Origin of the sequence: Massilia agrisoli (assembly GCF_020831365.1) — a bacterium.
Classification (GTDB): domain Bacteria; phylum Pseudomonadota; class Gammaproteobacteria; order Burkholderiales; family Burkholderiaceae_D; genus Telluria_A; species Telluria_A agrisoli.
The window spans coordinates 443,112-468,684 of sequence record NZ_JAJHPV010000013.1 but is presented as its reverse complement, the minus strand read 5'-3'; the positions used below and the strand labels follow the sequence as shown (position 1 = coordinate 468,684).

The following is a 25,573-nucleotide window of genomic DNA, read 5'->3' as shown; positions in this document are numbered from 1 at the left end:
CCCCCGCCTTACGCCGGCGTGACGTATTCGGCCATGAAGGTGCGCGTGTCGCCGTCGGGGAAGACGATCGTGACCTCGTCGCCGGCGACCGATTCCACCGTGCCGACGTCATATTTCGGCACCTTGACCTTCGCGCCCGCCTCGAACACAGGACCGGCCGGCTCGGGCTCCGGCTCGTGGTCGAATTCATCGTCGCGGATTTCGTCCAGCACTACCGGCGGGTTGCGGCAGTTATCGCAGCGGCAGCACTTTTCGAAGCCTTCGACCTCGTCGCCAAAGTAATCGAGCAGCACCCTCCAGCGGCAAAAGCCGCTCACCGCATACGACACCATCTGCTCCAGCGCATCGCGGTCGCGCTCCTGCTTCAGCGCGTAGACTTCGGCCAGCTTGTCGAAGTCTTCCTGTTTCGGCTTGGCGGCGGTCGGCACGTATTCGAGGCGCCGGTTCTGGCGCAGCAGCTTGCCTTCCTTGAGCAGCTTCAGGCAGACCTTCAGTTTGCTCGCGTGGACTTCCTCATCGATATGGCTGATGCGCTCGAAGGTCACCGCGCCCTCCGCCGCCAGCTCCTGCACCGCCTCAAACAGCGCGCGCAGTTCCGCCGCGTGCGGGTAGTGCTTCGCCAGGAAGAACTGCTGCACGCGCTTGTCGTCCTGGAAGTACAGCAGCACGCACTCGGCATCCTTGCCGTCGCGGCCGGCGCGGCCCGATTCCTGGTAGTACGCTTCGAGGTTGGCGGGCACCTGCAGGTGGATCACGAAGCGCGTATCGCTTTTATCGATGCCCATGCCGAAGGCGTTGGTCGCGACCATCACGCGCCGCTCGCCGTCCATGAACATGTCCTGGTGGTCCTTGCGCTCCGAGGCCGGCAGTTTGCCGTGGTAGATGGTGACGTTCTCGCCGGCGTTTTCGAGGATCGTGTACATCTCCTCGGCCGCCTTGACGGTCGCGGCATATACAATGCCCACGCCCTCGGTCTGCTGCACCAGCTCCAGGGCCTTCTGGTACTTCTCGTCGGGATTGGTCACCTGGACCACGCTGTAGTGCAGGTTCGGCCGGTAGATGCCGGTGTTGATGATGTTGATGCGCGGGCGGCCCAGCTGCTTGCCGATGTCCGCGATCACCTCGTCGGTCGCGGTGGCGGTCAGCGCCAGCACAGGCGGATGGCCGAGGGCGTCGATCGAACCGGACAGGTCGAGGTAGGCCGGGCGGAAGTCGTGGCCCCATTTGGAGATGCAGTGGGCCTCGTCGATGACGACCAGCGACACCTGCACCGGCTTGAGCGTGGCCACGAACTCCGGCGTCGCCAGGCGCTCCGGCGTGCAGAACACGATGCGGTAGCGTCCGCTGCTGATGCCTTCCAGCGCGTCGTCTTCTTCCTCGCGCGACAGGCTGCTGTTGACCTGGGTGGCGCCAATGCCGAGCTCGACCAGCTTTTCAAGCTGGTCTTTCATCAGTGAGATCAAGGGAGAAACGACCAGCGTGGTGCCGGGGAAGATACGCGCGGGAATCTGGTAACACAGCGATTTACCGCTGCCGGTGGGCATGATCGCGAGGGTATCGAGGCCATCGAGCACGCTGTCGATCACCCGCCGCTGGCCGTCGCGCAAGCGCTCGATCCCGAACACATTGTGCAGGAGAGTAGTAATGGCATTGCGGCGTACCGCGCGTGCCCCGTTGTGCATCAGTTGTCGGTTATATGTCGTCATAAACCCAACTGTATTCTGCCGCAGGCGCGCTCACCATAGGACGCAACCTACAGCGGTCGTAGGAGCGCCCCTAGAGCCCCTCCCCGCCAATCATACAGGGTCGTTAGCCAAGCTCCTACAGACGCTCGGACAGTTGACCGATGGTTACTGCACAGTAAGAACACTAAGATGGAGCCATACAACTGATAAAGCAAAGAGGAGGACAGCATGACCAGATTCTTACCAATGACGTGGGCCGCCCTGCATGTTGCGCTGGCGACTGCCGCCACTGTACTGCTGTGCTCTACCGATGTACTGCAAGGCGCGCACGCCGCCCTGCTGATCCACTAAGACACTCAATCGCCGGTCGTGATCGGCAGGATCAGGCTGAACACCGAGCCGCATTCCGGCCCCGGGATGACCGACAGGCGCCCGCCGTGCGACTCTGCAAGCTGGCGCGAGATGTACAGGCCCAGGCCAAGGCCCTTGACGTCGCGGTTTCCAACGCCGCGCTCGAAAGGCTCGAAGATGCGGTGCAGTTCAGTTTCCGCAATACCCTTGCCCTGGTCGCTGACGTCCACCCGCACCTCGTCCCCTTCCAGGTGCACGCTGACTTCCACCGGCATGCCGCAACCGTAGCGCAAGGCGTTGGTCAGCAGGTTGACGATCACCTGCTCGATGCGGAACTCGTCCCACTGGCCGTGAACGGGATCGTGCGGCACCAGGGTCAGCGAACTGCCCGACCCGGCGACCTGGAGCGACAAGTCGCTGACGATACGTTCAAGCAAACCCATCAATTCAACCGGCGCGGGGCGGATCGACAAGGTGCCGCTGCGAATGCGCGACACGTCGAGCATGTCGTCGATCAGGCGGATCATCGCCTGGATCTGGCGCTCGTCGCGCGCGATCATCTTGTGCATCTGTTCCGGCCCGAACGCGGCCAGGTTGCCGCGCTTGAGCTGCAAGGTGCGCATCTGGGTTTCCAGGAACAAGGTGTTGAGCGGCGTGCGCAGCTCATGCGCGACCAGCGACATGAAGTCGTCGCGCATGCGCAGCGAACGCTCCAGTTCCAGCTGGGTAGCCGACAGTTCGGCCAGCAAAGTCTCCTGCTCCCTGCGGCTTTCCTCCAGCGCCGCCACCTGGCGCCGCGTTTCGTTGCGCTGCTGGTACAGGGCGACAAACACGTTGACCTTGCTGCGCACCGCATCCGGGTCGAGCGGCTTGTACATGAAGTCGACCGCGCCCGATTCGTAGCCCTTGAAGGCATAGTTCAGCTCGCGTCCTGCGGCGCTGACGAACACGATCGGGATATTGCGGGTGCGGTCGGTCCCGCGCATCAGCTCGGCCAGCTCGAAGCCGTTCATGCCTGGCATCTGGACGTCGAGGATGGCCAGCGCGAATTCGTGTTCGAGCAGCAGCGCCAGCGCTTCGTCGCCCGAACGCGCGTGGATCACCATGCGGTGCTCGTCGCGCAGCAAGGCGTCCAGCGCCTGTAAATTTTCCGCAAGATCGTCAACGATCAGGACTTTAGTGGGGTCGTGTGCCCTCATTTTTTCTCCAACAGCAACAGCAGGTCGCCAATGCCGGCCAGGTTCAACACCAGGTCGGGCGCCTGCATTTTTATCGCCAGCTCGGGCATGGTCGCCACTTGTGCCTCGGCGGGATCTTGCACGACGGTCAGGCCGCCGTACTCCTTGATGATGCGCATGCCAACGGCGCCGTCCTGGTTTGCGCCCGTCAACAGGACGGCGGCCAGGTGGGGACCGTAGGCCTCGGCGGCCGACGCCATCAGGACATCGATGGCTGGCCGCGCGAAATTGACCGGGGGTTCGCAACTCAGGGAGAACCTAAAATCTTTCTCAACCGATAGATGGTAACCTGAGCCGGCGAAATACACTGTTCCGGGAGAAATTTCTTCTTTGTCAGACGCCTCACGCGTGGGCAGCGCCATGCGCGGTGCGAACAGCTCTGCCAGCCGGCTGTCGCGGTGCTCGGGTACATGTAGCATGGCGACCACAGGCAGGGCGAATCCTTCTGGCAGCCGGGGCAACAAATTCAACAGTGCATCGACGCCGCCGGCCGAACCCGCGATGACGATGGCGTGGATATCGCGGCCTTCCAGCGCCGCGCCGAACCGCGCGGCGTTCATTGGCCCAGCTTCCTGTACAGCCGCTCGCGCTTGACCAGCGGTTCGAAGCGCTTTGCGTAGCCGGAAAATTCGATGCTTTCCTTGCTGCCCAGCGCCAGGAAACCGCGGTGGCACAGCGATTCGTGGAACAAGCCCAGCACCCGGTCCTGCAGCTTCTTGTTGAAATAAATCATCACATTGCGGCAAGAGATCAGCTGGGTCTCGGAAAACACGCTGTCGGTGGCCAGGCTGTGGTCGGCGAAGGTCACGTTGTCGACCAGCGAACGGTCGAACAGCGCGCCCTCGTAGGCGGCCGTGTAATAGTCCGAGAAGGCGGCCTTGCCGCCGGCCTGCTGGTAGTTCTCGGTGAACTTGCGCATGTCGCGCAGCGCAAACACGCCGCGCCGCGCCGCCTCCAGCGACTGCGGGTTGATATCGGTGGCGTAAATGATGGTGCGTTCGAGCAGTCCTTCTTCCTTGAGCAGGATCGCCATCGAATAGACTTCCTCGCCGGTGCTGCAGCCCGCAATCCACACTTTCAGCGACGGATAGGTGTGCAGGAAAGGCACCACGTGCTCGCGCAGCGCGGCGTAAAAGCTCGGGTCGCGAAACATCTCGGACACCGGGATCGTCAGGTACTGCAGCAGCTGCGAGAACGCCGCCGGGTCGTGCATCACGCGCGACTGCAGGCTCGAAACGGTGTCGCAGCCCATCTCGCGCATCCCGTGCAGCACGCGGCGCTTCTGCGAGGCGCCGGTATAGTCGCGGAAGTCGTAGTTATATTTGAGGTAGACCGCCTCCATCAGCAGCCTGACCTCGATGTCGATGTCCTTCGACGGCATCAGGTGCGCTCCAGGCTCGGCATCCACACCCGCAGCAGCGAATACAGGCGCGTCAGGTCGATCGGCTTGGCCAGGTAGTCGTTGGCGCCGGCGGCGATGCACTGCTCCTGGTCGTCCTTCATCGCCTTGGCGGTAACCGCGATGATCGGCAGGCGGTCGAAGCGGCCGTCGGCGCGGATGCGGCGCGTCGCTTCCAGCCCGTCCATCCCCGGCATCATGATGTCCATCAGGACCAGGTCGATGCCCGGCACCTCGTCCAGCTTGGACAAGGCCTCGAAGCCGTTGCGGCCGATCTCGACGATCGCGCCGCGCTGCTCCAGCGCGCTGGTCAGCGCGAACACGTTGCGCACGTCGTCGTCCACCAGCAGGATGGTGCGGCCTTCGAACACGCGGTCGCGGCTGCGCACGGTGCGCAGCATGCTCTGGCGCTCGCTCGACAGCTGCGACTCCACCCGGTGCAGGAACAGGGTCACTTCGTCGAGCAGGCGCTCGGGCGAACGGGCGCCCTTGATGATGATCGAACGCGAATACTTCATCAGGTCCGCTTCTTCGGTGCGGGTCAGGTTGCGGCCGGTGTACACGATCACCGGCGGGAACGAGCAGATGTCTTCGCGCGACATCTGTTCGAGCAGCTCGTTGCCCTGCATGTCGGGCAGCTTCAGGTCGATGATCATGCAGTCGAAGATCTCGCTGCGCAGCAGCGCCATCGCTTCCTGGCCCGAACCGACGGCGTCGATGTGCACGTCGTCGTCGGCGATCAGGGACACCACGCTCTCGCGCTGGCGCTCGTCGTCCTCGACCAGCAGGATACGCTTGATCTTCTGGGTGAACTTGTCTTCGAGCTTGCGGAACACCTGCTCCAGCTGCTCGCGCGTAGTCGGCTTGAGCGCGTAGCCAATCGCCCCGAGGTGCAGCGCTTCGCCGCCGTTATCCTGGCTCGACACAACGTGCACCGGGATGTGGCGCGTTTCCGGGCGTTCCTTCAGGGTCTGCAGCACCGACAGGCCGGAGCGGTCCGGCAGGCGCATGTCGAGCAGGATCGCATCGGGCGACTGTTCGGTCGCCAGGCGCAGGCCCTGCTCCGCGGTCAGCGCGACCATGCAGCGGTAGTCCATGTCGTGCGCCAGCTGGTAGAGGATGCGCGCAAACGCCGGGTCGTCCTCGATCACCAGCACCGTCCGTCCGCCTGCCGTTTGCGGCTGGTCGCGGTCGTCCGGGAAGGCTGGTTCGGGTGGCGCCGGTTCCGCTTCTGCCGCAGGCGGCAACGCGGTAACGGCTTCGGCGGCGGCCGGCGGCAGCGCCGGCGCTACCGGCGCCACCATCAGGTTGCGCGGCAGGCACAGGGTGAAGGTGCTGCCCACGCCAGGCTTGCTGGACACGGTCAGGGTGCCGCCCAGCAGGCCGGTCAGGTCGCGCGAAATCGACAGCCCGAGGCCAGTGCCGCCGAAGCGGCGGCTGGTGGTACCGTCGGCCTGGTGGAAGGCGTCGAAGATGCGTTCGTGCTGGTCTTGCGCAATGCCGATGCCCGAATCGGTGACGATGAAGCGCACCGTGCCATCGTCGGCGGCAGTCACCTTCAAGGACACTTCGCCGGCGTCGGTGAACTTCACCGCGTTCGACAGCAGGTTTTTCAGCACCTGTTCGAGGCGCTGGCGGTCGGTATGCAGCGTGCCGGGCACCGACTGGTCGATATCGACCCGGAACGCCAGCTTCTTCTGCATCGCCAGCGGCTCGAACACCATCGCCAGCGACTCCACCGTGCGGCGCAGCGGCACTTCTTCCGGCACCAGGTCAAGCTTGCCCGCTTCGACCTTCGAGATATCGAGGATGTCGTTGATCAGCTGGAGCAGGTCATTACCTGCCGAGTAGATGGTCTTGGCGAAGCGCACCTGCTCGTCGTTCAGGTTGCCCTGCGTGTTATCGGACAGCAGCTTGGCCAGGATCAGCGAGCTGTTAAGCGGCGTGCGCAGCTCGTGCGACATATTGGCCAGGAACTCCGACTTGTAGCGGCTGGCGCGTTCCAGCTCCTGCGCGCGGGCGCGCAGCTCGTCCTGCGCCAGCGTCAGCGCGGCGTTCTTCTGGTCGAGGTTCAGGGCCTGCTCGGCCAATTGATCGTTGGTTGTTTCGAGTTCGGCCTGCTGGTTTTCCAGGTTGGTCTGCGATTCTTCCAGCACGCGCGACTGCTCTTCGAGTTCCTCGTTGGCGGTGCGCAGTTCTTCCTGCTGCACCTGGAGTTCCTCGTTGAGCTGCTGGGTCTCGGCAAGCGCTTCCTGCAGGCGCTGGCGGTACTGCGCCGCCGCCACCGCCGCGCCGATGCTCTCGCCTGCCAGCTGCAAAAACTCGCCATCGCGCCGGCGCGCCTTGTGCAGGAAGCCGATCTCGATCACGCCATTGACCACGCCTTCGTTCGCAAACGGCACCACCAGCAGGTGGCGCGGTGCGCCCGAACCGAGGCCCGAGGTGACTTTGACATAGTCGCCCGGGACGTTGTCCAGGGTCAGGGTGCGGTTCTCGCTGGCGGCCTGGCCGACCAGGGTTTCGTGCCTGCCCAGTACCTGCTCGCGCTGCTCGCTCTCGCGGTCGAAACCATAGCTGGCTACGCGGCGCAGCGCGCCGCTGTCCTCGCGCACATACATGGCCGCCACCGCCCCGCCGAGGTAGCGCGTGACATATGCCAGCACCGAGCGCGCCAGCAGGCCGAGCGATTCCTGGCCGGCCGTCTGCACCGCCAGTTCGGTCTGGCCAGTGCGCAGCCAGGCCTGGCGCTGCATGGTTTCCGCGTGCGCCACCTGCTCTTCGAGCGCCGCGGTGTAGGTGCCCGACAGCCGCAGCAGTGCGCGCCGGCCGAACATCGCCAGCGCCCCCGCCACGATGGCCGAGAACAGCAGGTAGGCGCCGACCGACCAGTACACCACGGTGTAGGCGTCATCGTAGCGCTGCTGGCGCAGGCGCCGTTCGGTATTGACAAAGGTGTCGTATTCAGTCCGCACGCCGTCGGTGAGCACCTTGCCGCGCCCGCTGCGCACCGGTCCCACATAATCGCCGTTGGCGCGGCGCAGCGCGATCATTTCATCGGCAAACACGTACCACTGGCGCTGGGCCGACTCGACCCGGCGCAGCCGGTCCACCTGGGCCGGGCGCTCGGCCACCAGTTCCTTGAGCAAGACCAGGTCATCGGAAACGCGCGCCTTGGCCATCACATACGGCGCGAGGAAGCTTTCATCGCCCGAAATGAGGAAGCCGCGCAGGCCTGTTTCCATGTCCACGGACAGCTTGGCAGTCTCGTTGGCGTTGCTGATGACGCGCTGGGTATGTTCGACCAGGTTCAGTACGTGGACCAGATAAGCGGTGATGCCGACGAACACGGCAACGCTGAGGGCGCCGACAACGAGCGGCAGTGCAAAATTGCGGCTGAGGATGCGCCGGAACTGCGTGGTTTCGATGGTGCCTGGCATGGGGAACCCAATGATGAGAATCCCGGGAGTTTATCTCATCGTCAACATTTACGGCGCACACTTTGATGTTGCGCCCAATGCATCACGGCAACATCTTCGCCAGGTAGGGCGCGGTGCGGCTCCCCTTATGCGCCGCCACTTTGGCCGGCGGGCCGGCCACCACCACCTTGCCGCCGGCTTCCCCGGCGCCAGGGCCGATATCAATGACCCAGTCGCTGGCGGCCACTACACGCATGTTGTGCTCGACCAGAATCACGGTGTTGCCCGCCTCGACCAGTGAATCGAGCTGGGTGACCAGCTTTTCGACGTCGGCCGGGTGCAAGCCGGTGGTCGGCTCGTCCAGTATATAGAGCGTGTTGCCGCGCCCGGCGCGCTGCAGCTCGGTGGCCAGCTTGATGCGCTGGGCCTCGCCGCCGGACAGTTCGGTGGCGGGCTGCCCAAGCCGCAGGTAGCCCAGGCCCACTTCGCGCAGCACGTCCAGGGACCGCTTCACCGCCGCATCGGCGGCGAAGAACTCCGCCGCCGCGTCCACCGTCAGCTCCAGCACCTCGGCGATGTTCTTGCCGTTGTAAGTGATTTCCAGGGTCTTGGCGTTGTAGCGCGCACCCGAACAGGTCGGGCACGGCGCGTACACGCTTGGCAAAAACAGCAGTTCGACCATCACGAAGCCCTCGCCCGCGCAGTGCTCGCAGCGGCCCTTGGCCACATTGAACGAAAAGCGCCCGGCGTCGTAGCGCCGCGCGCGCGCCTGCCTGGTGCCCGCAAACAGCTTGCGCACATGGTCGAACAGCCCGGTGTAGGTGGCCAGGTTGGAGCGCGGCGTGCGCCCGATCGGCTTCTGGTCCACCCGCACCATGCGCTTGATGCCGGCCATGCCGTGCACGATGCGTCCCTCCAGGGGCGCGTCGGCCGCCGCTTCCAGCTCGCCGCCCTCCTCCGCCTCGGCCGGGATCTCGTGCCCCAGTTCGGCCGCCGCCAGTTCGACCAGCACCTGGCTGACCAGGCTCGATTTCCCGGACCCCGATACCCCGGTCACGCTGGTCATCACGCCTAGCGGGAACTGGGCGCTGAGCTGGTGCAGGTTGTTGCGGCTGACCCCTTCCAGCTTCAGCCAGTCCTTCGGCGCGCGCGGCATGCGCGCTTGCGGCGCTTTTTGTACGAACAGGTAGCGCCGGGTCTGCGAATCTTCGACCGTCTGCAGCCCTTGCGGCGGGCCGCTGTACAGCACCTGGCCACCCTGCTCGCCGGCGAACGGCCCGACGTCGACAATCCAGTCGGCGTGGCGGATCACGTCGAGCGAGTGCTCGACGACGAACAGCGAATTGCCCGACGCCTTGAGCTGCCCGAGCGCCGACAGCAGCGCTTCGGCGTCGGCCGGGTGCAGGCCGGCCGATGGTTCGTCGAGCACATACACCACGCCGAACAGGTTGGAGCGCACCTGGGTCGCCAGCCGGAGCCGCTGCAGCTCTCCCGGCGACAGGGTCGGCGTACTGCGTTCCAGCGACAGGTAACCGAGGCCCAAGTCGAGGAGCACGTCGAGCCGCGCGACCAGGTCGGCGGCGATGCGCTGCATGACGATCAGCTTTTCCGGATGTTCGGCCGCGGTTTTCGCATTCTTTTTCGCACTGCCGTCGGCATGCGGCCGCAGCAGGGTCGCCAGGCGTTCAAGCGGCATGCGCGAAATATCCGCGATGTCATGGCCCTCGAAGGTGACCGACAGCGATTCGGGCCGCAGGCGCTTGCCCTCGCACAGCGGACAGTCGGTGCTGACCATGTAGCGCGCCGCGCGCTTTTTCATCGACGCGCTTTCGGTGTTGGCAAAGGTTTGCAGCACATAGCGGCGCGCACCGGTAAATGTGCCCTGGTAGCTCGGCGTCTCCTTGCGCTTGAGCGCGCGTTTGGTCTCCTCCGGCGTGAAGCCGGCGTAGACCGGAACCGTCGGCTGTTCGTCGGTGAACAAGATCCAGTCGCGCGCTTTTTTTGGCAGCTCGCGCCACGGCGTATCGACGTCGTACCCGAGCGTGACGAGGATGTCGCGCAGGTTCTGGCCATGCCAGGCGGTCGGCCATGCGGCGACGGCGCGCTCGCGGATGGTCAGCGAGTCGTCCGGCACCATCGACTGCTCGGTCACTTCGTACACCCGTCCCAGGCCGTGGCACTGCGGGCAGGCGCCGTCCGGCGTATTTGGCGAAAACGCCTCGGCGTACAGCAGCTCCTGGCCGCGCGGGTAATCGCCGGCGCGCGAATACAGCATGCGCAGCGAATTGGACAAGGTGCTGACGCTGCCGACCGACGAACGGGCGGTCGGCGAACCGCGCTGCTGCTGCAGCGCGACCGCGGGCGGCAGGCCGTCGATGTGGTCGACCTCGGGCACCGGCATCTGGTGGAACAGGCGGCGCGCGTAGGGCGACACCGATTCGAGGTAGCGCCGCTGCGCTTCCGCGTACAGGGTGCCGAAGGCGAGCGAGGACTTGCCCGATCCTGACACGCCGGTAAACACGACCAGTGCATCACGCGGGATCTCGAGGCTGACGTTCTTCAGGTTGTGTTCGCGCGCGCCGCGCACCTGTACGAAGCCCGCATGCGGCTTGTTGTTTCTATCCATTGTCACCTCGGTACGGGAAGAATCTCCTGCTTCCCATTAGACCGGCAGCCGGGCCCGGCTACTGTACGGTGTCACACCTTTGGCGCGCACGGCGGGCGCAGGCATGAAAAAAGCCGCCGGGCTTGCGCCGGGCGGCTTGTAAGGAGCTGGCGCGCACAGGGCGCGCCAGGAATCCGTATTACTTGGTGGTGGTACGGGTACCAACAACTTCAACGGTCACGCGGCGGTTCTTTGCGCGGCCTTCCGAGGTGCTGTTGTCAGCAACTGGCTGGGTCTCGCCCTTGCCTTCGGTGTACACGCGGCTCTGGTCAACACCCTTCGACACGATGTAAGCCTTGACAGCTTCAGCGCGGCGCAGCGACAGCTTCTGGTTGTAAGCGTCGGTGCCGATCGAGTCGGTGTGGCCAACGGTAACCATCACTTCGGTGTTCATGCCTTGCAGCTTGTTCAGCAGGTCGTCCAGGGCAGCTTTGCCTTCTGGCTTGACGATGGCCTTGTCGAAGTCGAACAGCGCTTCAGCGGCGAACGATACTTTTTCCGAGGTTGGCACTGGTGCTGGCTCGGCTACTGGCGCTGGTGCCGGTGCAGCTTCGACCGGAGCCGGTGCTGGCGGAGCGACGTAGACAGGTGCTGGCGCAGGGTTGCCCAGCTTGTAGACCAGGCCGATCGAGTACAGGTCCGCCTTGCCGTTGTCCGACAGGAAGTCGCGGGTACGGACGCGCTCAGCTTCGAGGCGCAGCGACAGCTTCTGGCTCAGGCTCATCTCAGCGCCTACGCCGAAGTGCGGCTTCCACTTGCCTTCGTTGTGTTCAGCAGGCGCTGCTTCGTTGACGCGCGAACCGGTGAAGTCGGTGTCAGCCTTGACATAGCCCATACCAGCACGTGCGAACAGCATGAAGCGCTGCGACAGCGGCAGTTTGCCGATCAGGTCAGCGTTGATGCCGCGGATGCGCACGTCGCCGTTCAGGGTGCCGCCCTGGACGGTGCGGGTGCTGTAGGTGAAGTTGCCCATGTCGAAGTAGCCGCCTTCAACTGCCAGGTAGCGGTTGATGTGCTTACCAGCGAACAGCTTGAAGCCGACGTCTTTTTCGTCGCTCGACCATGCGTTCACGGTCTGGGTCGGGGTGGTTACCTGGCGGGCAGCAGCGCGGTCATCGATATGGACGCGCGAACGGCCGATCGAAGCGCCGATGTAGGCTGCGCTGTTGTTCCACGCTTCCAGGTTGCTGTCGGTGGTGATCATCGCGTCTGGTGCGGCCGGAGCCATCGAGCCGTCCTGGACCATCGTGGTGGTCTGCGCTGGCATTGCGTCAGGCGTCGCGGTCGTGGTGGTCTGGACTGCGGTGGTGCCGGTGCCCATGTCCGTGGTGGTCGTGGTCGTGGTGCTCTGCGCCAGTACTGCCTGGCTTGCCAGGATTGCAGCTGCCATTGCGGTCAGTTTGAACATGTTTTTAGCTGATTTCATATTTTTCTTTCGTGTTAGTGGGATGCGATATACCCGGTTGCTTAATTAGTGCAGGCTAGCGCAGTTGCGTAGCTGTGATGTCACTATTACCTAAGGCCAACAGGCACTCCGTACGGTATCGAACATAAGGGTTGAAGGTTTGATAAAAGTCGCAAAAATACAACACATTGCTAGCGTAAAGGCAGCGAATCCATCGCCAGCAGTTCGGCTTCCTGCTCCTTGCGCAGTGAAGCCATGTGGATCGCGTACTGCTCGAAGCGCTGGTCTTCCTCGGTTTCAGGCGTCCATGTCGGCACTGGGACGGTGTCGCCGGCCCCGTCGACCGCCACGAACACGATCAGGCAGCGGGTGGTGCGCTTGCGCGCGCCGGTGCGCGGGTCGGTGGCCGCGACGTCCACCGCGATGTGCATGCTGGAGGTCCCGGTATGCACCACGGTGGCTTTCACCTCCACCACCTGGCCGATGAAGACCGGCTTGTAAAAGCTGATGCCGCCGATGTAGACGGTGACGCAGTAATAGCCGCTCCAGCCGACCGCACAGGCGTAGCCGGCCTGGTCGATCCATTTCATGACGGCGCCGCCGTGCACCTTGCCGCCAAAATTGACGTCGGTCGGCTCGGCCAGGAAACGCAGTGTGATCTCGCGCGGGCGCGCAGCGGTGATGCCTTGGTTCGTCATGAAAAACTCCGGTGTCGGCTGGCTCTGGACTTGTCATTCAATCATACATGGCGCTTCAATAATACTGTTGTGTGTATCCTGCTGCAATCAGCAAATGGCAAACCCGGGGGGCGGCGGCGTGTGGTGGACAGAGAGTTGGATAACGATCCAGCAAGAATTTTCAGACCTGGGCGATGCCACGGCCATTACGCGCGTCGTGGTCCGGCTGCTGGTGGCCGTCGCCCTCGGCGCCATCCTCGGCTATGAGCGCGAGTCGATCGGGGCCTCGGCCGGGCTGCGTACCCACATGCTGGTATCGCTCGGCTCCGCGCTGTTCGTCCTGATCCCGCTGCAGGCGGGCATGTCCATCGCCGACGTCTCGCGCGTGCTGCAGGGAGTGACCGCAGGCGTGGGCTTTTTGGGCGCCGGCGCGATCCTGAAATCGCAGAAGGAAGGCGAGATCACCGGGCTGACGACAGCAGCGAGCGTATGGCTCACGGCCGCCGTCGGCATCGCGGCGGGGATGGGCCGCGAGGCCACCGCAGTGTTAAGTGCGCTACTGGCGCTGATCATCCTGTCGCTGCTGCGCCGCACAGAGAACAAGCGCAAGGGATAAGGCGCCGGCGGCGCGCTATTTTTCGACGGAGAAGACGAACTTCGACTGGGTCGCGTACTCCTGCCCCGGCCGCAAAATCGTGCTTGGGAAGTTCGGATGATTGGGCGCATCGGGGAAATGCTGCGGTTCCAGGCAGAACCCGCCCCGGTAATAGTAGTTCCAGCCTTTGCCGGTCAGGCTGCCGTCGAGGAAGTTGCCGCTGTAGAACTGCACGCCGGGTTCCTCCGTATGCATTTCCAGCACCCGCCCGGACAAGGGTTCGACCACGCGCGCCGCCAGCTGGCATGCCTTGCCGCGCTTGTTGAGCACGAAGTTGTGGTCGTAACCGCCGCCATACTCCAGTTGCTCGTCCTTTTCGCCGATACGCTCGCCAATCGCGCGGGGCGTGCGGAAATCGAACGGCGTGCCCGCCACCGGCTGCAGTGCGCCGGTCGGAACCAGGGTGCTGTCCACCGGCGTGAACGCATCGGCGTCGATCGTCAACAGGTGGCCGAGAATGTCGCCCTTGCCTGCCAGGTTGAAGTAGGCGTGCTGGGTCAGGTTGACCGCCGTGTCCTTGTCGGTAACCGCGTGGAAGCGCACCCACAGCTCGTTGGCGGCGCTAAGCTCGTAGACCACAGTCACGTCGAGATTGCCTGGATAGCCCTGCTCGCCATCGACACTGCGGTAGCTGAGGGTCAGGCCGACGCTGTCGCCGTGCTCGAACGGTTCCACGTTCCAGAACACGCGGTGGAAACCCATCGGCCCGCCGTGCAGGTGATTCTCGCCATTGTTGACGGGCAGCTGGATCAGCTTGCCGTCGAGGACGAACTGGCCCTTGGCAATGCGGTTGCCATGGCGGCCGATCAGCGCGCCGAAGTAAGGCGAGTCTTCCAGATAGGGCAAGACATTGTCGAAGCCCAGGTTGATGTCGGCAAACTTGCCGTCGCGGTCAGGAGTATGAATTTCCGTGATGACGCCGCCGAAGTCGCTGATCTTGACGACCAGGCCGTTGGGATTCATCAAGGTATATAAGGTGGCGCGCCTGCCGTCTGGCAGCGTGCCGAAGTCGCCCTGCTGAATGTTTGCTTGCACCGAGTTCCTCGCTTGTCGCCCATGATGTCTGTGTAGGTCGGGGAATGGTACACCAGCATCCCCGTTTCACCCGCTCCGCCACGTACCGAAACGCGCGGCCGGTCCCTCAGAAATTGTGCGCCAGGGTCAGGCGGACGCTGCGCGGTTCGACCGGATGGAAATGAACGTCCTCGACGCCGCCGGCCTCCTCGCCGCGCAAGCGCGAGCGATACAGGTAATCCACATCGCTGGCCTGGCGGTCCAGCAGGTTGAAGACGTCGAGCGAGATCCGTGTCGCCTTCGACACCGCGTAGCCTATCCTTCCATACAGCAGCGCCGTCGAACGCGACTTCACCGAGCCATCCTCGACCAGCGGCCGCGGACCGAAATACCTGGCCTGCACCCCGCCCGACCAGCGCCCCAGCCCGGTGACCGTGGCGCCGAACGAGGCCACCTTGCCAAGCGAGCCGGGAATGCGCGGTCCCGCCGGGTCAGGCTGGGTAAAGCGGGCCCGCGACACCGCCAGGTCGACGTCGAACAGCAGCCACGGCGCCGCAACGTAGTGGTTATTCCATTCGATGCCGCGCCGGCTGCTGGCCCGGCTCGCTTCGGTGTCGCCGACATCGCCAATGAACAGCAGCTCCGAATCGATATCCAGCCGCCACAGCGCCAGCGAACTTTGCAGCCCCGGGACGATTTCGGTGCGCGCGCCCAGCTCGATGCCGCGGGTGGCAACCAGGGGCGTGACCGGGTCCACCGCTTGGGCCACCCCGCGCGCATCGTTGCTGTGGAAGCCCTTGCCGGCATTGACGAACAGCTCGGTTTTGCTCCACGGCCCGAACACCAGCGACAGCTTGGGCGAGGCGATGCCGTCCGACGCCCTGCCCGGATTGCCGCCGATGCTGCTGTCGACGTCAAACCGGTAACGGTCGTAGCGCACCCCCGCCACGCTGCGAAATGCCGGCAGCCAGGCGATGGTGTTCTCGACGTACACGCCGGCGCTCGCTTCGGTCAGGCGGTCTTCGCGCACGGTGGCGCCGCGCGCGCGCTGCACGCTTTGGTACAGGCCCACCGGCGCGAGGCGGTCGGCGCGCGCCTGCAGGCCGACCTTGTTGCGCATCGCCAGCCCGTTCACGCTGCCCGTCCAGCTGTGGGCGGCGTTCAGTCCGGCCATGCGCCGCCGTTCGCTTTGGGTGAACTGGTCGCCGTCGTCCGGATTGTCGAGGAAGTAGGTGAAATTGCTGTACAGGTCCAGCGATGAGGCCACGGCGTAGGCATCGACCTCGGTCAGGCTGCCTGCGCCGCGCTTGCGCAGCGCCCACGACAGGCTGTAGCGCGACGAGGCGCCGCCGTCGCTGGCGTCGACGCCATCGAACCTGCCCAGCTGGCCGCCCTCGACTGCCCGCAGCGGCACCTGGTCGGTGGCCTTCCATGTGTTGCGGTAGGCCATGGCGGTAAGCGAGAAGCCGTCGCTGCTGCTGCCGTGCACGTAGCGCACCGTCGCGTTGTACTTGCGCAGGTCCTCCGGGGTTTGCCATGGCCCGCGGTTGCGGTGCACCTCAAGCCCGTACACCACGTTGCCGTCACGGGCGGCCACCGAGTCGGTCACCACCATCCGGCGGTAGCCGTTCTCGCCAATCGACACGGTGGCAGTGCCGTTGGGCAGCCTGTCGGCCAGCCGCATGCGCGCCGAGCCGGCCGACGAGAAGTCGCCCTCGCTGGCGAAGTACGGCCCTTTCTTGTATTCGATCCGCTGGACCAGTTCGGGGATCAGGAAACCCAGGTCGGTGTAGCCCTGGCCATGCGCATGCGAGCGCATGTTGACCGGCATGCCGTCGACATGGGTGGCGAAATCGGTGCCGTGGTCGAGGTTGAAGCCGCGCAGGAAGTACTGGTTGGCCTTACCGTCGCCGCTGTGCTGGGTAACGATCATGCCGGGGACGAATTCGAGCAGTTCGCCAGTGCGCAGCGCCGGCCGGTTGCGGATCAGGTCGGACGTGACCGTGCCTTCGCTTGCCGCGTCGGACGTGCCAACCGCGTTGTCGTAGTGCCCCACAACGGTCACTGAAGTTAACCTGGCCTCGCCTGGCTCGCCAGCGCCCGCGTAAGCGCTGGTCGCACAGAGCAGCGCAGCCACATACGGACAATGCTTTTTCGACATCATTTGTACCCCCCGTTTCACGTATTCGCTCGAACTTGTACGGCTGCCGCACGGGATTGGATTCGCTGCCGGCACTGGAAACATGCTTCGTTGCCATAACGCAATATCATGCGATTCGTGCTCTTGCGTTCGGCGTAAGCTCAACGTAAGCAAACTGTAAGAATCCTAGAACATTCTTGCAGAGCGATTTGCCATGCATATAAGAAACAGGAGGTAGCCCCGAGTAGCGAGCGTCGAGATTTATCGGTTTTGATCCATGTAAAACTAAAACACAGGAGACACACGATGAAGAAGAGCGATACCAAGACCCAGGACACCGTTTCAACCCGCCGCAAATTCATCGGCACGGCCGCGGGCACTGCCCTCGCGGTGCCGATGATTGCCACTGCCCAGACCCCGACCCAGTTGCGCTTCCAGAGCACCTGGCCGAGCAAGGACATCTTCCACGAGTACGCACTCGACTTCGCGAAGAAGGTCAACGACATGACCGGCGGCGACCTGAAGATCGAAGTACTCCCTGCCGGCGCGGTGGTTCCCGCCTTCGGCCTGCTCGACGCGGTATCGAAGGGAACGCTGGACGGCGGCCACGGCGTGATGGGCTACAACTACGGCAAGCAAAGCGCGATTGCGCTGTGGACCTCGGGCCCGGTGTTCGGCATGGACGCGAACATGGTCCTGGCCTGGCACAAGTACGGCGGCGGCAAGGAGCTGCTGGCCAAGCTGTACAACTCGATCGGCGCCAACGTTGTCTCCTACCTCACCGGCCCGATGCCGACCCAGCCGCTGGGCTGGTTCAAGAAGCCAATCACCAAGGTCGAAGACCTGAAGGGCACCAAGTTCCGCACCAACGGCCTGGCGATCGACCTGTTCACCGCGATGGGCGCGGCGGTCAACGCGCTGCCTGGCGGCGAGATCGTCCCGGCGATGGACCGCGGCCTGCTCGATGGCGCTGAATTCAACAACGCGACCTCCGACCGCATCCTCGGCTTCCCGGACGTTTCCAAGGTCTGCATGCTGCAAAGCTTCCACCAGATGTCGGAACAGTTCGAGATCTCGTTCAACAAGACCAAGTTCAACGCCCTGCCGGCCAAGATGCGCGCGATTATCGACAACGCCGTCGAAGCGTCGTCGGCGGACATGTCGTGGAAAGCGATCGACCGCTACTCCAAGGACTACCGCGACATGCAGGCCAAGGACGGCGTCAAGTTCTACAAAACCCCGGACTCGGTACTGCAGGCGCAGCTGGCGATCTGGGACGACGTGGTGAAGAAAAAGGGCGCGGACAACCCGCTGTTCCGCGAGGTGGAGGCATCGCAGCGCGCGTTCGCCGACCGCGCCATGAAGTGGGACATGGACACCAACGCCCCGCGGCGCATGGCGTACAACCATTACTTTGCGCGAAAGGCGGCGCCGAAGAAGGCGTAAGCCCGACAGGACATGTCCTGCACACCATCCAGCTCACCGGATGGTGTTTTTTTATCCGGGCCGCCGCCTTTGCTTCAGGAGCACCACATGCAGAACCTCTTATTTTTTGTCGACCGGGTGAGCAGCTGGGTCGGCCAGGTCTTTTCCTGGCTGATCGTCGCGCTCACTTTTCTTATTTCATGGGAGGTGTTCGCGCGCTATGTGCTGAACAGCCCCAATCCCTGGGCCTTCGACCTTATGATCATGGCCTACGGTACCGCCTTCATGATGGCCGGCGCTTATACCCTGGCCAAGAGCGGCCATGTACGCGGCGACGTGCTGTACGGTTTTTTCCCGCCCCGCCTGCAGGCCGGGCTCGACCTGGTGCTGTACATCGTCTTCTTCATTCCCGGCGTCGTCGCGCTGGTATGGGCAGGCTATACCTATGCCGCCGAATCGATGGCGATCAACGAACACTCGACGCTGACCGCCAACGGGCCGCCGCTGTACCCGTTCAAGATGGTCATTCCAATTTCCGGCGCGCTGCTGCTGTTGCAGGGCTTCGCTGAAATCATCCGCTGCATCGCCTGCCTGCGCGATGGCGCCTGGCCGCCGCGCGAACGCGACGTCGAGGAAGTCGATGTCGACCAGCTGCGCGAAATGGTGCACGTCAACGACACCGACGCCGCCACGCGTCCGGAGGGCCAGCGATGAAAAAGGAAATCTGGTTCGGGCTGTCCATCCTTGTTGCGCTGGTCATTATCCTGTTCGCCTTCATGCCGGCGCCTGCCGACATGACCAACGGCCACGTTGGCCTACTGATGCTGGCCCTGGTGGTCATCGCCATCATGCTCGGCTTCCCTACCGCGTTCACCCTGATGGGCATGGGAGTGATGTTCGCATTTTACGCCTTCTATACCCGCGACCCCGGACAGGCATGGCAGCAGACGCTGGACCTGATGGTGCAGCGCGCCTATTCGGTGATGGCCAACGACGTGCTGATCTCGATCCCGCTGTTCATCTTCATGGGCTACCTGGTCGAACGCGCCAACCTGATCGAACGGCTGTTCAAAAGCCTGCACATCGCGATGGCGCGGGTCCCGGGATCGCTGGCGGTGGCCACCATCGTCACCTGCGCGATCTTCGCCACCGCCACCGGCATCGTCGGCGCGGTGGTCACGCTGATGGGGTTGCTGGCGCTGCCGGCGATGCTCAAGGCCGGCTACAGCACCCAGCTGTCGGCTGGCGCCATCACGGCGGGCGGCTGCCTCGGCATCCTGATTCCGCCGTCGGTGCTGCTGATCGTGTATGGCGCCACCGCCGGTGTTTCGGTGGTCAAGCTGTATGCCGGCGCGCTGTTCCCGGGGATTATGCTGGCGGTGCTGTACATCGGCTATGTGCTGATCCTTGCCAAAGTGAAGCCGAGCGCGGCGCCGCCGCTGTCGGAAGAAGACCGCCGTGTCGAACTGCCTGAGCATGCCACCCGCATCCTCGCCGGCGGCCCGACCGGCGCGCTGCCTGGACTGCTTGGCGCCCTGACGGGAAAGCGCCCGGCCGGCGTACCGCAGCGCACTGTGCTGGGGCAGCTGTTCGTCGCCCTGCTGCCGGCGATCGCACTGGCGCTGTTCCTTGGCCTGGGCTACCGTGCATTTACCGGACCGGTTGACGCCCCGACCGAGATGGTCGAGATGGGCGCGGCGCAGGAAGTGCAGCCCGAGGCCAGCTACGAGGGCGGACTGCAAGAACCGCCTGTCGAAGGCGGGCTGGAAGAGCCGCCGGTGGAAGGCGGCCTGGCGGAACCGCCAGGCGCCGAAGCCCCTGCCGCCGCCGCGCCGATTCCCGCAACAGAGGCAAGCAGCGCGCCAGCCCAGCCGGCCTCGCAAACGGCGCCCCGGGCGTACTGGGTCGCGATGGCTGTGTGCGTCGCACTGGCCGCGGCCTTCTACGCCTACTTCAGCTTTGCCCGGCTGGAGATCTTCAAGATGCTGCTCGGCTCATTGTTCCCGCTGGCCTTCATGATTCTCGCGGTACTGGGCAGTATCGTGTTCGGGCTCGCCACCCCGACCGAAGCGGCGGCAATGGGCGCACTCGGCGGCATGGTGCTGGCGATCGCCTACCGGCGCTTCAACTTCGGCATGCTGAGGGAATCGGCCCACCTGGCGACCAAGACCAGCGCGATGGTGTGCTGGCTGTTCGTCGGATCGAGCATCTTCTCGGCCGCCTTCGCGCTGCTGGGCGGCCAGGAGATCATCAACGACTGGGTGCTGTCGATGGACCTGACGCCGGTGCAGTTCATGCTGCTGGCGCAAGTGATCATCTTCCTGCTTGGCTGGCCGCTGGAATGGACCGAGATCATCGTCATCTTCATGCCGATCTTCGTGCCGCTGCTGGCGCACTTCAACATCGACCCGCTGTTCTTCGGGCTGCTTGTCGCGATGAACCTGCAGACCGCGTTCCTGTCGCCGCCTGTTGCAATGTCCGCCTTCTATCTGAAGGGCGTGGCGCCGCCGCATGTGACGCTGAACCAGATCTTCATGGGCATGTTGCCGTTCATGGCGATTCAGGTGGTAGGCATCATCTTGCTGTACACCTTCCCGGCGATTGGCTTGTGGCTGCCGGAGCTGCTGTACAACTAATGGCCCGCAGGCGGGGTTGTCAACCGAAAAAAGGCACGCGCGTCGCGTGCCTTTTTCTTGTCACAAAGGACATGGCCGGGCTAGGGCTCGGTCATCTGGCGCATGCGCCGGCGCAGTTCGCGCTCACGCCTGTCCTCTTCCTTGCGGTCGTGCCGGATGGCCCGCCACAGCGACACCACCATCAGGACGATCACCAGCGTAAACGGCAGCGCAAACACGATGGTGGCCGTCTGCACCGCTTTCAAGCCGCCGGCCAGCAGCAGGCTGATGGCGATGCCGGCAACCAGCGTGCCCCACACCAGTTTGATCCGCCCCGGCGGATTCGGATTGCCGCCGGTGCTCATCATGCCAAGCACCAGCACCGCGGAGTCGCCCGAGGTAACGAAAAACACCAGTACCACCAGGGTCGCCGCGAACGACATGACAGCGCCGAACGGCATCACATCGAACATGGCGAACAGCGCCGTCGACACGTCGGCCTTGACCGCGTCGGCGATCGGAACGCCCTGCCAGATTTCCATGTACAACGCGCTGCCACCGAACACCGAAAACCAGACAAAGGCGGCCAGCGACGGCGCCATCATGGTGCCGAAAATGAACTCGCGGATGGTGCGCCCGCGCGAGACCCGCGCGATGAACAGGCCAACGAAAGGCGACCAGGAAATCCACCAGGCCCAGTAGAAGATGGTCCAGCCGCCGACCCATTTGCTATCGCGGAACGGGGTGGCGCGCAGGCTCATTCGCACCAGCTCGCTGAGGTAGCTGCCGAGCGTGTTGGTGAAAGTGTCGATGATCGCCACCGTCGGGCCGAGGATGAACACCGCTGCGGTCAGGGATACGGCAAGGCCCATGTTAAAGGTCGACAGGTACTTAATGCGCGCTCGACGCCGGTGACCGCCGAGATCATGAACAGCACCGCCGTCACCGCGATGATCGCCACCTGCGTGGGAGCGCTGACTTCAAGCCCGAACACGGCCTGGAAGCCGCTGTTGATCTGCAGTGCGCCCATGCCCAGCGACGCCGCCACCCCGAACGCGGTGGCGATGACCGCCAGTCCGTTGAATACACCCGCCATGCGCTGGACCGGCTTCCACGGCAGCGCGCTGGTGGATGTGCTGATCAGGGCGTCGCCCTGGCGGCGATACTGGAAGAAGGCGATCGCCAGCGCGACGACGCTGTACACGGCCCATGGATGAAGGCCCCAGTGGAAGAAGGCGTAGCGCATGCCGGCATTGGCCGCCTCCGGGGTGCCGGGGAGGACGCCGGGCGGGGCGTCGGCGTAATGCGAGATCGGCTCGGCCACGCCCCAGAACACCAGGCCGATACCCATGCCGGCCGCGAACAGCATGGCGAACCAGCTGCCCGCCGAGAATTCCGGTTCGTCGTCTTCGCCGCCAAGCTTCAGGTCGCCGTAGCGCGTGACGGCGACGAAGATCGCGAAGACCACCAGCCCCAGCACGATCCACAGGTACAACCAGCCGAAGTTGCGCGTGATGCTGGCCAGTGCGGTGTCGAATACGGACGCCATCGCCGCTGGCGCGAGTATTCCCCATAGCACGATAAGGAGGATGAAGCCTGCCGTTAAGATGAGTTGCATGTTGCCTCCTTATAGGCCGGCAAGCGCTGCGGGTGCGGCGCGGGCGAGCGCTAGCGATGTTAGCAAATTATCAGCAAAGTGCGACGCACCGGTTGCACGCAGGCGGGGGCAGGCGGATGTTCGATTACGATCGTGTGGCTTCCGCCCTACCGGACGATGCGGAAGCTATCCGCGAACCGGAGTCGATGCCAACTCGCCGACGACCGTGTTCCACTGCCTGACGCGGTAGCCGGTGACCAGCCCGTGAATCACATACGGGTCGGCCCTGGCGAACTTTTCCACCACTTCCGGCGACTCGGCCTGGAACATCAGCACCGCCATGTCGGCCGGGTCGGACAGCGCGCCGGCCACGACAATCTCGCCGCGCTGCTGCGCATCCCAGGCCAGTTTCAGGTGCTCGTTGCGGAATTCGCCGCGGCGTTCGAGGTAGTCAGGTGCCAGCTCGTACATCAACAGGTAGTGCATGCGTGGTCCTTTTAAAGGAAGCGGTCGAGGATCTTGCGGCTGTTCTTATCGATCGTGAACATATCGCGGATCAGGAAGTGGATGCCGTGGTTGTCGGCCACCAGCAGCGAGGTGGCGCCGATGCGGCGGATGTCTTCTTCGCCCTTGAGCAGGAATTCGGTCTGGCCACGGTCGGTCGCGACAGTCCATGTGCACGGCGTCGCGAAACTGGTGACGCCGACGATGCGCAGGATCTCTGGCATGAACTCGCGCCCTTCCAGTTCGTCATGCACCAGCTGGCGGATATCGTCCGGCAGCCCGGCCAACTCGTCGATCCATGCGACCTCCTTGCCGGTTGGCAGAACCATCGAGATGCCTTCATCAGGCGCCTGGATCGGGAAGGCGCGCACCGGCAGCACGCCCTGGTGCACCTGGCCGTCTTCTGCGGTCAGGACAAGCTTGCCGAAGCTGTTGCGGGTCAGTTGAAACGCCATCTTATTCCCCGTCCTTGTCGTCCATGTCCGTATCCACGTTGCGCGCCTGCGCTTCGTAGAGGCGGAAGTAAGCGCCTTCGCGCGCCATCAGTTCGTCGTGGCTGCCCTGCTCCACCACCACGCCCCGGTCCATGACCACCAGGCGGTCGGCGCGGTGCAAGGTCGACAGGCGGTGCGCAATCGCGATGGTGGTGCGGCCTTGTACCAGGTTGTCGAGCGCCTTCTGGATTTCCTTTTCGGTTTCCGAGTCGACCGACGACGTGGCTTCGTCCATGATCAGGATGCGCGGGTCGATCAGCAGCGCGCGCGCGATCGAGATGCGCTGGCGTTCGCCGCCCGACAGGCCCTGGCCGCGTTCGCCCACCATCGAGTCGTAACCCTGCGGCAGGCGCAGGATGAATTCGTGGGCGTGCGCGGCGCGCGCAGCGGCAATGATCTGCTGGCGCGTGGCGTTCGGTTTGCCGTAGGCGATGTTCTCGGCGATCGTGCCGAAGAACAGGAAAGGCTCCTGCAGCACCAGGCCGATATTGCTGCGGTATTCTGCGACCGGGAACGAACGGATATCCACGCCATCGAGCAAAATCGCGCCTTCGGATACGTCGTAGAAGCGGCAGATCAGGTTGACCAGCGTGCTCTTGCCCGAACCGCTGTGGCCAACCAGGCCGACGAATTCGCCGGCCTTGATATTGAGCGTCACGCCGCGGTTGACGGCGCGGTTACCGTAGCGGAAACCCACTTCGCGCAGGTCGATGCGGCCTTCCACCTTGTCCAGCTTGACCGGGTTGGCCGGTTCGGCCACGCTCGACACGTGGTCGAGGATGTCGAAGATGCGCTTGGCGGCGGACGCCGACTTCTGGGTCACCGACACGATGCGGCTCATCGAATCGAGCCTGCCATAGAAGCGCGTGCTGTAGGCGATGAAGGCGGACAGCACGCCGACGGTGATCTCGCCTTTCGACACCTGCCAGATGCCGAACACCCAGATCACCAGCAGGCCAAGCTCGGTCAGGAACGATACGGTCGGCGAGAACAGCGACCACACGCGATTGAGCTTGTCGTTGACGGCGAGGTTATGCTTGTTCGCTTCGCGGAAGCGAACCGCTTCGCGCTTTTCCTGGGCAAAGGCCTTGACCACGCGGATGCCGGGAATGGTATCGGCCAGCACGTTGGTCACCTCGCCCCACACGCGGTCGATCTTTTCAAAGCCGGTGCGCAGGCGGTCGCGCACCACATGGATCATCCAGGCGATGAACGGCAGCGGCACCAGGGTGATCACCGCCAGCCACGGGTTAATCGAGAACAGGATCACGCCTGTCATCGTGATCATCAACACGTCGGACACGAAGTCGAGCAGGTGCAGCGAGAGGAACACGCTGATCCGGTCGCTGCCGCTGCCGATGCGCGACATCAGGTCGCCGGTGCGTTTGCCGCCGAAGAATTCAAGCGACAGCTTGAGCAGGTGCTCATACGTGGTCGAGCGCAGGTCGGCCGCCACGCGCTCGGACACCAGCGCCAGCACATAGGTTTTGCCCCAGCCAAGCGCCCACGCCAGCACCGCCGACGCAAACAGGCCGCCCATGTACAGGATCACCAGGTCGTTGTCGATCTTCTGGCCGTTCTGGTAAGGGATCAGCACGTTGTCCATCAGCGGCATGGTCAGGTACGGCGGGATCATGTGCGCCGCGGTACTGGCCAGCATCAGGAAGAAGCCGAGCGCCAGCTGCCACTGGTAAGGCCGGGCGAAGCGCCACAGGCGGAACAGGGTCCAGGTCGACGGCGGCGTGTGCAGCACCTTGGTGCAGATCGGGCATTCTTCTTCGTCCGGCTCGAGCGGCGCCTTGCAGCTCGGGCAGGTGTTTTGTTCGGCGACCTTCACCGGCAGCCCGCTCAGGTGGCTGTCGAGCTGTTCGCGGAACTGGTCGACCACGCGGATCGCCTGCAGGTTCTTGCCAAGCGTGAAACGCCAGGCCGCCAGCCGGCCTTGCTTGTCTACTAACTCGAGATGGCCGACACCGGCGTGATCGTGGTGCAGCAGCGACAGTCCATCCCGGAAATGCCACTCGTTCCAGGTCGTTTCCCCTGCCCCGCGCGCCATCAAACGGCGGTTGGTGACGACCACCAGGCCTTCGCCAAAACGCAATCGCGTGTCGAGGTCAACCTCCAGGGCACTTAAAACGTTTTCCCCAGATGAAAGTTTTTTCTCGACCTCCGGTTGCCACTGTTCCGGGATAGACACCGGCGCTGGCGCGAGGATGGCGGTAGAAATAAGTTGTTCAGTTGTCATCGTATTGCATATTCCGGCTCAAGGCCACGCCTGGCAAGCAGGGGTTTT

At 64.1% G+C, this 25,573-nt stretch carries 18 protein-coding genes and 1 pseudogene; 5 read left to right on the top strand and 14 right to left on the bottom strand.

Annotation, left to right across the window (positions count from 1 at the left end; genetic code table 11):
- Window positions 1-8 precede the first annotated feature (8 nt).
- The gene (locus LMJ30_RS11085) at window positions 9-1,682 is read right to left on the bottom strand and encodes a RecQ family ATP-dependent DNA helicase (protein WP_229432409.1); all 1,674 of its coding nucleotides are present in this window, start codon (window positions 1,680-1,682) and stop codon (window positions 9-11) included.
- A 231-nt stretch (window positions 1,683-1,913) separates the two neighbouring features.
- Here LMJ30_RS11085 and LMJ30_RS21670 point away from each other — a divergent pair, with 231 nt between their 5' ends.
- A complete protein-coding gene (locus LMJ30_RS21670) occupies window positions 1,914-2,036 on the top strand; it encodes a hypothetical protein (protein ID WP_267869624.1) in 123 nt (40 codons plus the stop codon).
- Between the two features lie 5 nt (window positions 2,037-2,041).
- Here LMJ30_RS21670 and LMJ30_RS11080 read toward each other — a convergent pair whose 3' ends face one another.
- The 7 genes from LMJ30_RS11080 to LMJ30_RS11050 form a co-directional block, all read right to left on the bottom strand.
- A complete protein-coding gene (locus LMJ30_RS11080) occupies window positions 2,042-3,235 on the bottom strand; it encodes a hybrid sensor histidine kinase/response regulator (RefSeq protein WP_229432408.1) in 1,194 nt (397 codons plus the stop codon).
- Window positions 3,232-3,834, bottom strand: coding sequence for a chemotaxis protein CheB (locus LMJ30_RS11075; RefSeq protein WP_229432407.1), 603 nt, complete (start codon window positions 3,832-3,834; stop codon window positions 3,232-3,234). The genes LMJ30_RS11080 and LMJ30_RS11075 overlap by 4 nt, the downstream gene beginning before the upstream one ends.
- Window positions 3,831-4,655, bottom strand: coding sequence for a CheR family methyltransferase (locus LMJ30_RS11070; protein WP_229432406.1), 825 nt, complete (start codon window positions 4,653-4,655; stop codon window positions 3,831-3,833). Before LMJ30_RS11070 ends, LMJ30_RS11075 begins: the two co-directional genes overlap by 4 nt.
- On the bottom strand, window positions 4,655-8,110 hold the full coding sequence (locus LMJ30_RS11065) for a response regulator (protein ID WP_229432405.1): 3,456 nt from the start codon (window positions 8,108-8,110) through the stop codon (window positions 4,655-4,657). The genes LMJ30_RS11070 and LMJ30_RS11065 overlap by 1 nt, the downstream gene beginning before the upstream one ends.
- Window positions 8,111-8,192: 82 nt before the next feature.
- Window positions 8,193-10,715: an excinuclease ABC subunit UvrA gene (gene uvrA / locus LMJ30_RS11060; RefSeq protein WP_229432404.1), complete on the bottom strand. Its 2,523-nt coding sequence runs from the start codon at window positions 10,713-10,715 to the stop codon at window positions 8,193-8,195.
- A 178-nt stretch (window positions 10,716-10,893) separates the two neighbouring features.
- Entirely contained in the window at window positions 10,894-12,180 is a 1,287-nt protein-coding gene (locus LMJ30_RS11055; RefSeq protein WP_307729296.1) for an OmpA family protein, read from the bottom strand.
- 170 nt (window positions 12,181-12,350) lie between these two features.
- Window positions 12,351-12,857 (bottom strand): acyl-CoA thioesterase, encoded by a 507-nt coding sequence (locus tag LMJ30_RS11050; protein WP_229432403.1) that lies wholly within the window; start codon window positions 12,855-12,857, stop codon window positions 12,351-12,353.
- A gap of 94 nt (window positions 12,858-12,951) precedes the next feature.
- Between LMJ30_RS11050 and LMJ30_RS11045 the strand changes: the two genes are divergently transcribed.
- The gene (locus LMJ30_RS11045) at window positions 12,952-13,452 is read left to right on the top strand and encodes an MgtC/SapB family protein (RefSeq protein WP_229432402.1); all 501 of its coding nucleotides are present in this window, start codon (window positions 12,952-12,954) and stop codon (window positions 13,450-13,452) included.
- Window positions 13,453-13,467: 15 nt separating this feature from the next.
- Here the strand turns inward: LMJ30_RS11045 and LMJ30_RS11040 are convergent, their stop codons facing one another.
- Together LMJ30_RS11040 and LMJ30_RS11035 are read right to left on the bottom strand one after the other, a co-directional pair.
- Window positions 13,468-14,526: an aldose epimerase family protein gene (locus tag LMJ30_RS11040; RefSeq protein WP_229432401.1), complete on the bottom strand. Its 1,059-nt coding sequence runs from the start codon at window positions 14,524-14,526 to the stop codon at window positions 13,468-13,470.
- A 106-nt stretch (window positions 14,527-14,632) separates the two neighbouring features.
- Complete coding sequence (locus LMJ30_RS11035; RefSeq protein ID WP_229432400.1) at window positions 14,633-16,669, bottom strand: TonB-dependent receptor; 2,037 nt, start codon at window positions 16,667-16,669, stop codon at window positions 14,633-14,635.
- A gap of 282 nt (window positions 16,670-16,951) precedes the next feature.
- On the opposite strand from LMJ30_RS11035, the gene LMJ30_RS11030 reads away from it, so the two are divergent.
- The 3 genes from LMJ30_RS11030 to LMJ30_RS11020 all read left to right on the top strand — a co-directional run bounded on the left by LMJ30_RS11030 (window position 16,952) and on the right by LMJ30_RS11020 (window position 20,706).
- Window positions 16,952-18,091: a TRAP transporter substrate-binding protein gene (locus tag LMJ30_RS11030; protein ID WP_229432399.1), complete on the top strand. Its 1,140-nt coding sequence runs from the start codon at window positions 16,952-16,954 to the stop codon at window positions 18,089-18,091.
- Between the two features lie 87 nt (window positions 18,092-18,178).
- Window positions 18,179-18,784: a TRAP transporter small permease subunit gene (locus LMJ30_RS11025; protein ID WP_229432398.1), complete on the top strand. Its 606-nt coding sequence runs from the start codon at window positions 18,179-18,181 to the stop codon at window positions 18,782-18,784.
- Window positions 18,781-20,706 carry a TRAP transporter large permease gene (locus LMJ30_RS11020; protein ID WP_229432397.1) on the top strand — a complete coding sequence of 642 codons (1,926 nt, stop codon included), beginning with the start codon at window positions 18,781-18,783 and terminating at the stop codon, window positions 20,704-20,706. Before LMJ30_RS11025 ends, LMJ30_RS11020 begins: the two co-directional genes overlap by 4 nt.
- Before the next feature lie 80 nt (window positions 20,707-20,786).
- Here LMJ30_RS11020 and LMJ30_RS11015 read toward each other — a convergent pair.
- The 4 genes and pseudogenes from LMJ30_RS11015 to LMJ30_RS11000 all read right to left on the bottom strand — a co-directional run bounded on the left by LMJ30_RS11015 (window position 20,787) and on the right by LMJ30_RS11000 (window position 25,525).
- Window positions 20,787-22,303 (bottom strand): annotated as a pseudogene (locus LMJ30_RS11015) (BCCT family transporter).
- A gap of 165 nt (window positions 22,304-22,468) precedes the next feature.
- Window positions 22,469-22,768 carry a YciI-like protein gene (locus LMJ30_RS11010; protein WP_229432396.1) on the bottom strand — a complete coding sequence of 100 codons (300 nt, stop codon included), beginning with the start codon at window positions 22,766-22,768 and terminating at the stop codon, window positions 22,469-22,471.
- Window positions 22,769-22,779: 11 nt separating this feature from the next.
- A complete protein-coding gene (locus LMJ30_RS11005) occupies window positions 22,780-23,241 on the bottom strand; it encodes a cyanophycin metabolism-associated DUF1854 family protein (protein ID WP_229432395.1) in 462 nt (153 codons plus the stop codon).
- A gap of 1 nt (window position 23,242) precedes the next feature.
- The gene (locus LMJ30_RS11000; protein WP_371872997.1) at window positions 23,243-25,525 is read right to left on the bottom strand and encodes a cyanophycin metabolism-associated ABC transporter; all 2,283 of its coding nucleotides are present in this window, start codon (window positions 25,523-25,525) and stop codon (window positions 23,243-23,245) included.
- Window positions 25,526-25,573 lie beyond the last annotated feature (48 nt).

Bases quoted from the DNA above. Each gene is read 5' to 3' on its own strand.
- LMJ30_RS11010 (WP_229432396.1), bottom strand. From the start codon at position 22,768: ATGCACTACCTGTTGATGTACGAGCTGGCACCTGACTACCTCGAACGC.
- LMJ30_RS11005 (WP_229432395.1), bottom strand. From the start codon at position 23,241: ATGGCGTTTCAACTGACCCGCAACAGCTTCGGCAAGCTTGTCCTGACC.
- LMJ30_RS11025 (WP_229432398.1), top strand. From the start codon at position 18,179: ATGCAGAACCTCTTATTTTTTGTCGACCGGGTGAGCAGCTGGGTCGGC.
- LMJ30_RS11075 (WP_229432407.1), bottom strand. From the start codon at position 3,834: ATGAACGCCGCGCGGTTCGGCGCGGCGCTGGAAGGCCGCGATATCCAC.
- LMJ30_RS11055 (WP_307729296.1), bottom strand. From the start codon at position 12,180: ATGAAATCAGCTAAAAACATGTTCAAACTGACCGCAATGGCAGCTGCA.
- uvrA (WP_229432404.1), bottom strand. From the start codon at position 10,715: ATGGATAGAAACAACAAGCCGCATGCGGGCTTCGTACAGGTGCGCGGC.
- LMJ30_RS11000 (WP_371872997.1), bottom strand. From the start codon at position 25,525: ATGACAACTGAACAACTTATTTCTACCGCCATCCTCGCGCCAGCGCCG.
- LMJ30_RS11080 (WP_229432408.1), bottom strand. From the start codon at position 3,235: ATGAGGGCACACGACCCCACTAAAGTCCTGATCGTTGACGATCTTGCG.
- LMJ30_RS11050 (WP_229432403.1), bottom strand. From the start codon at position 12,857: ATGACGAACCAAGGCATCACCGCTGCGCGCCCGCGCGAGATCACACTG.
- LMJ30_RS11070 (WP_229432406.1), bottom strand. From the start codon at position 4,655: ATGCCGTCGAAGGACATCGACATCGAGGTCAGGCTGCTGATGGAGGCG.
- LMJ30_RS11065 (WP_229432405.1), bottom strand. From the start codon at position 8,110: ATGCCAGGCACCATCGAAACCACGCAGTTCCGGCGCATCCTCAGCCGC.
- LMJ30_RS11035 (WP_229432400.1), bottom strand. From the start codon at position 16,669: ATGATGTCGAAAAAGCATTGTCCGTATGTGGCTGCGCTGCTCTGTGCG.
- LMJ30_RS21670 (WP_267869624.1), top strand. From the start codon at position 1,914: ATGACCAGATTCTTACCAATGACGTGGGCCGCCCTGCATGTTGCGCTG.
- LMJ30_RS11045 (WP_229432402.1), top strand. From the start codon at position 12,952: ATGGCAAACCCGGGGGGCGGCGGCGTGTGGTGGACAGAGAGTTGGATA.
- LMJ30_RS11030 (WP_229432399.1), top strand. From the start codon at position 16,952: ATGAAGAAGAGCGATACCAAGACCCAGGACACCGTTTCAACCCGCCGC.
- LMJ30_RS11020 (WP_229432397.1), top strand. From the start codon at position 18,781: ATGAAAAAGGAAATCTGGTTCGGGCTGTCCATCCTTGTTGCGCTGGTC.
- LMJ30_RS11085 (WP_229432409.1), bottom strand. From the start codon at position 1,682: ATGCACAACGGGGCACGCGCGGTACGCCGCAATGCCATTACTACTCTC.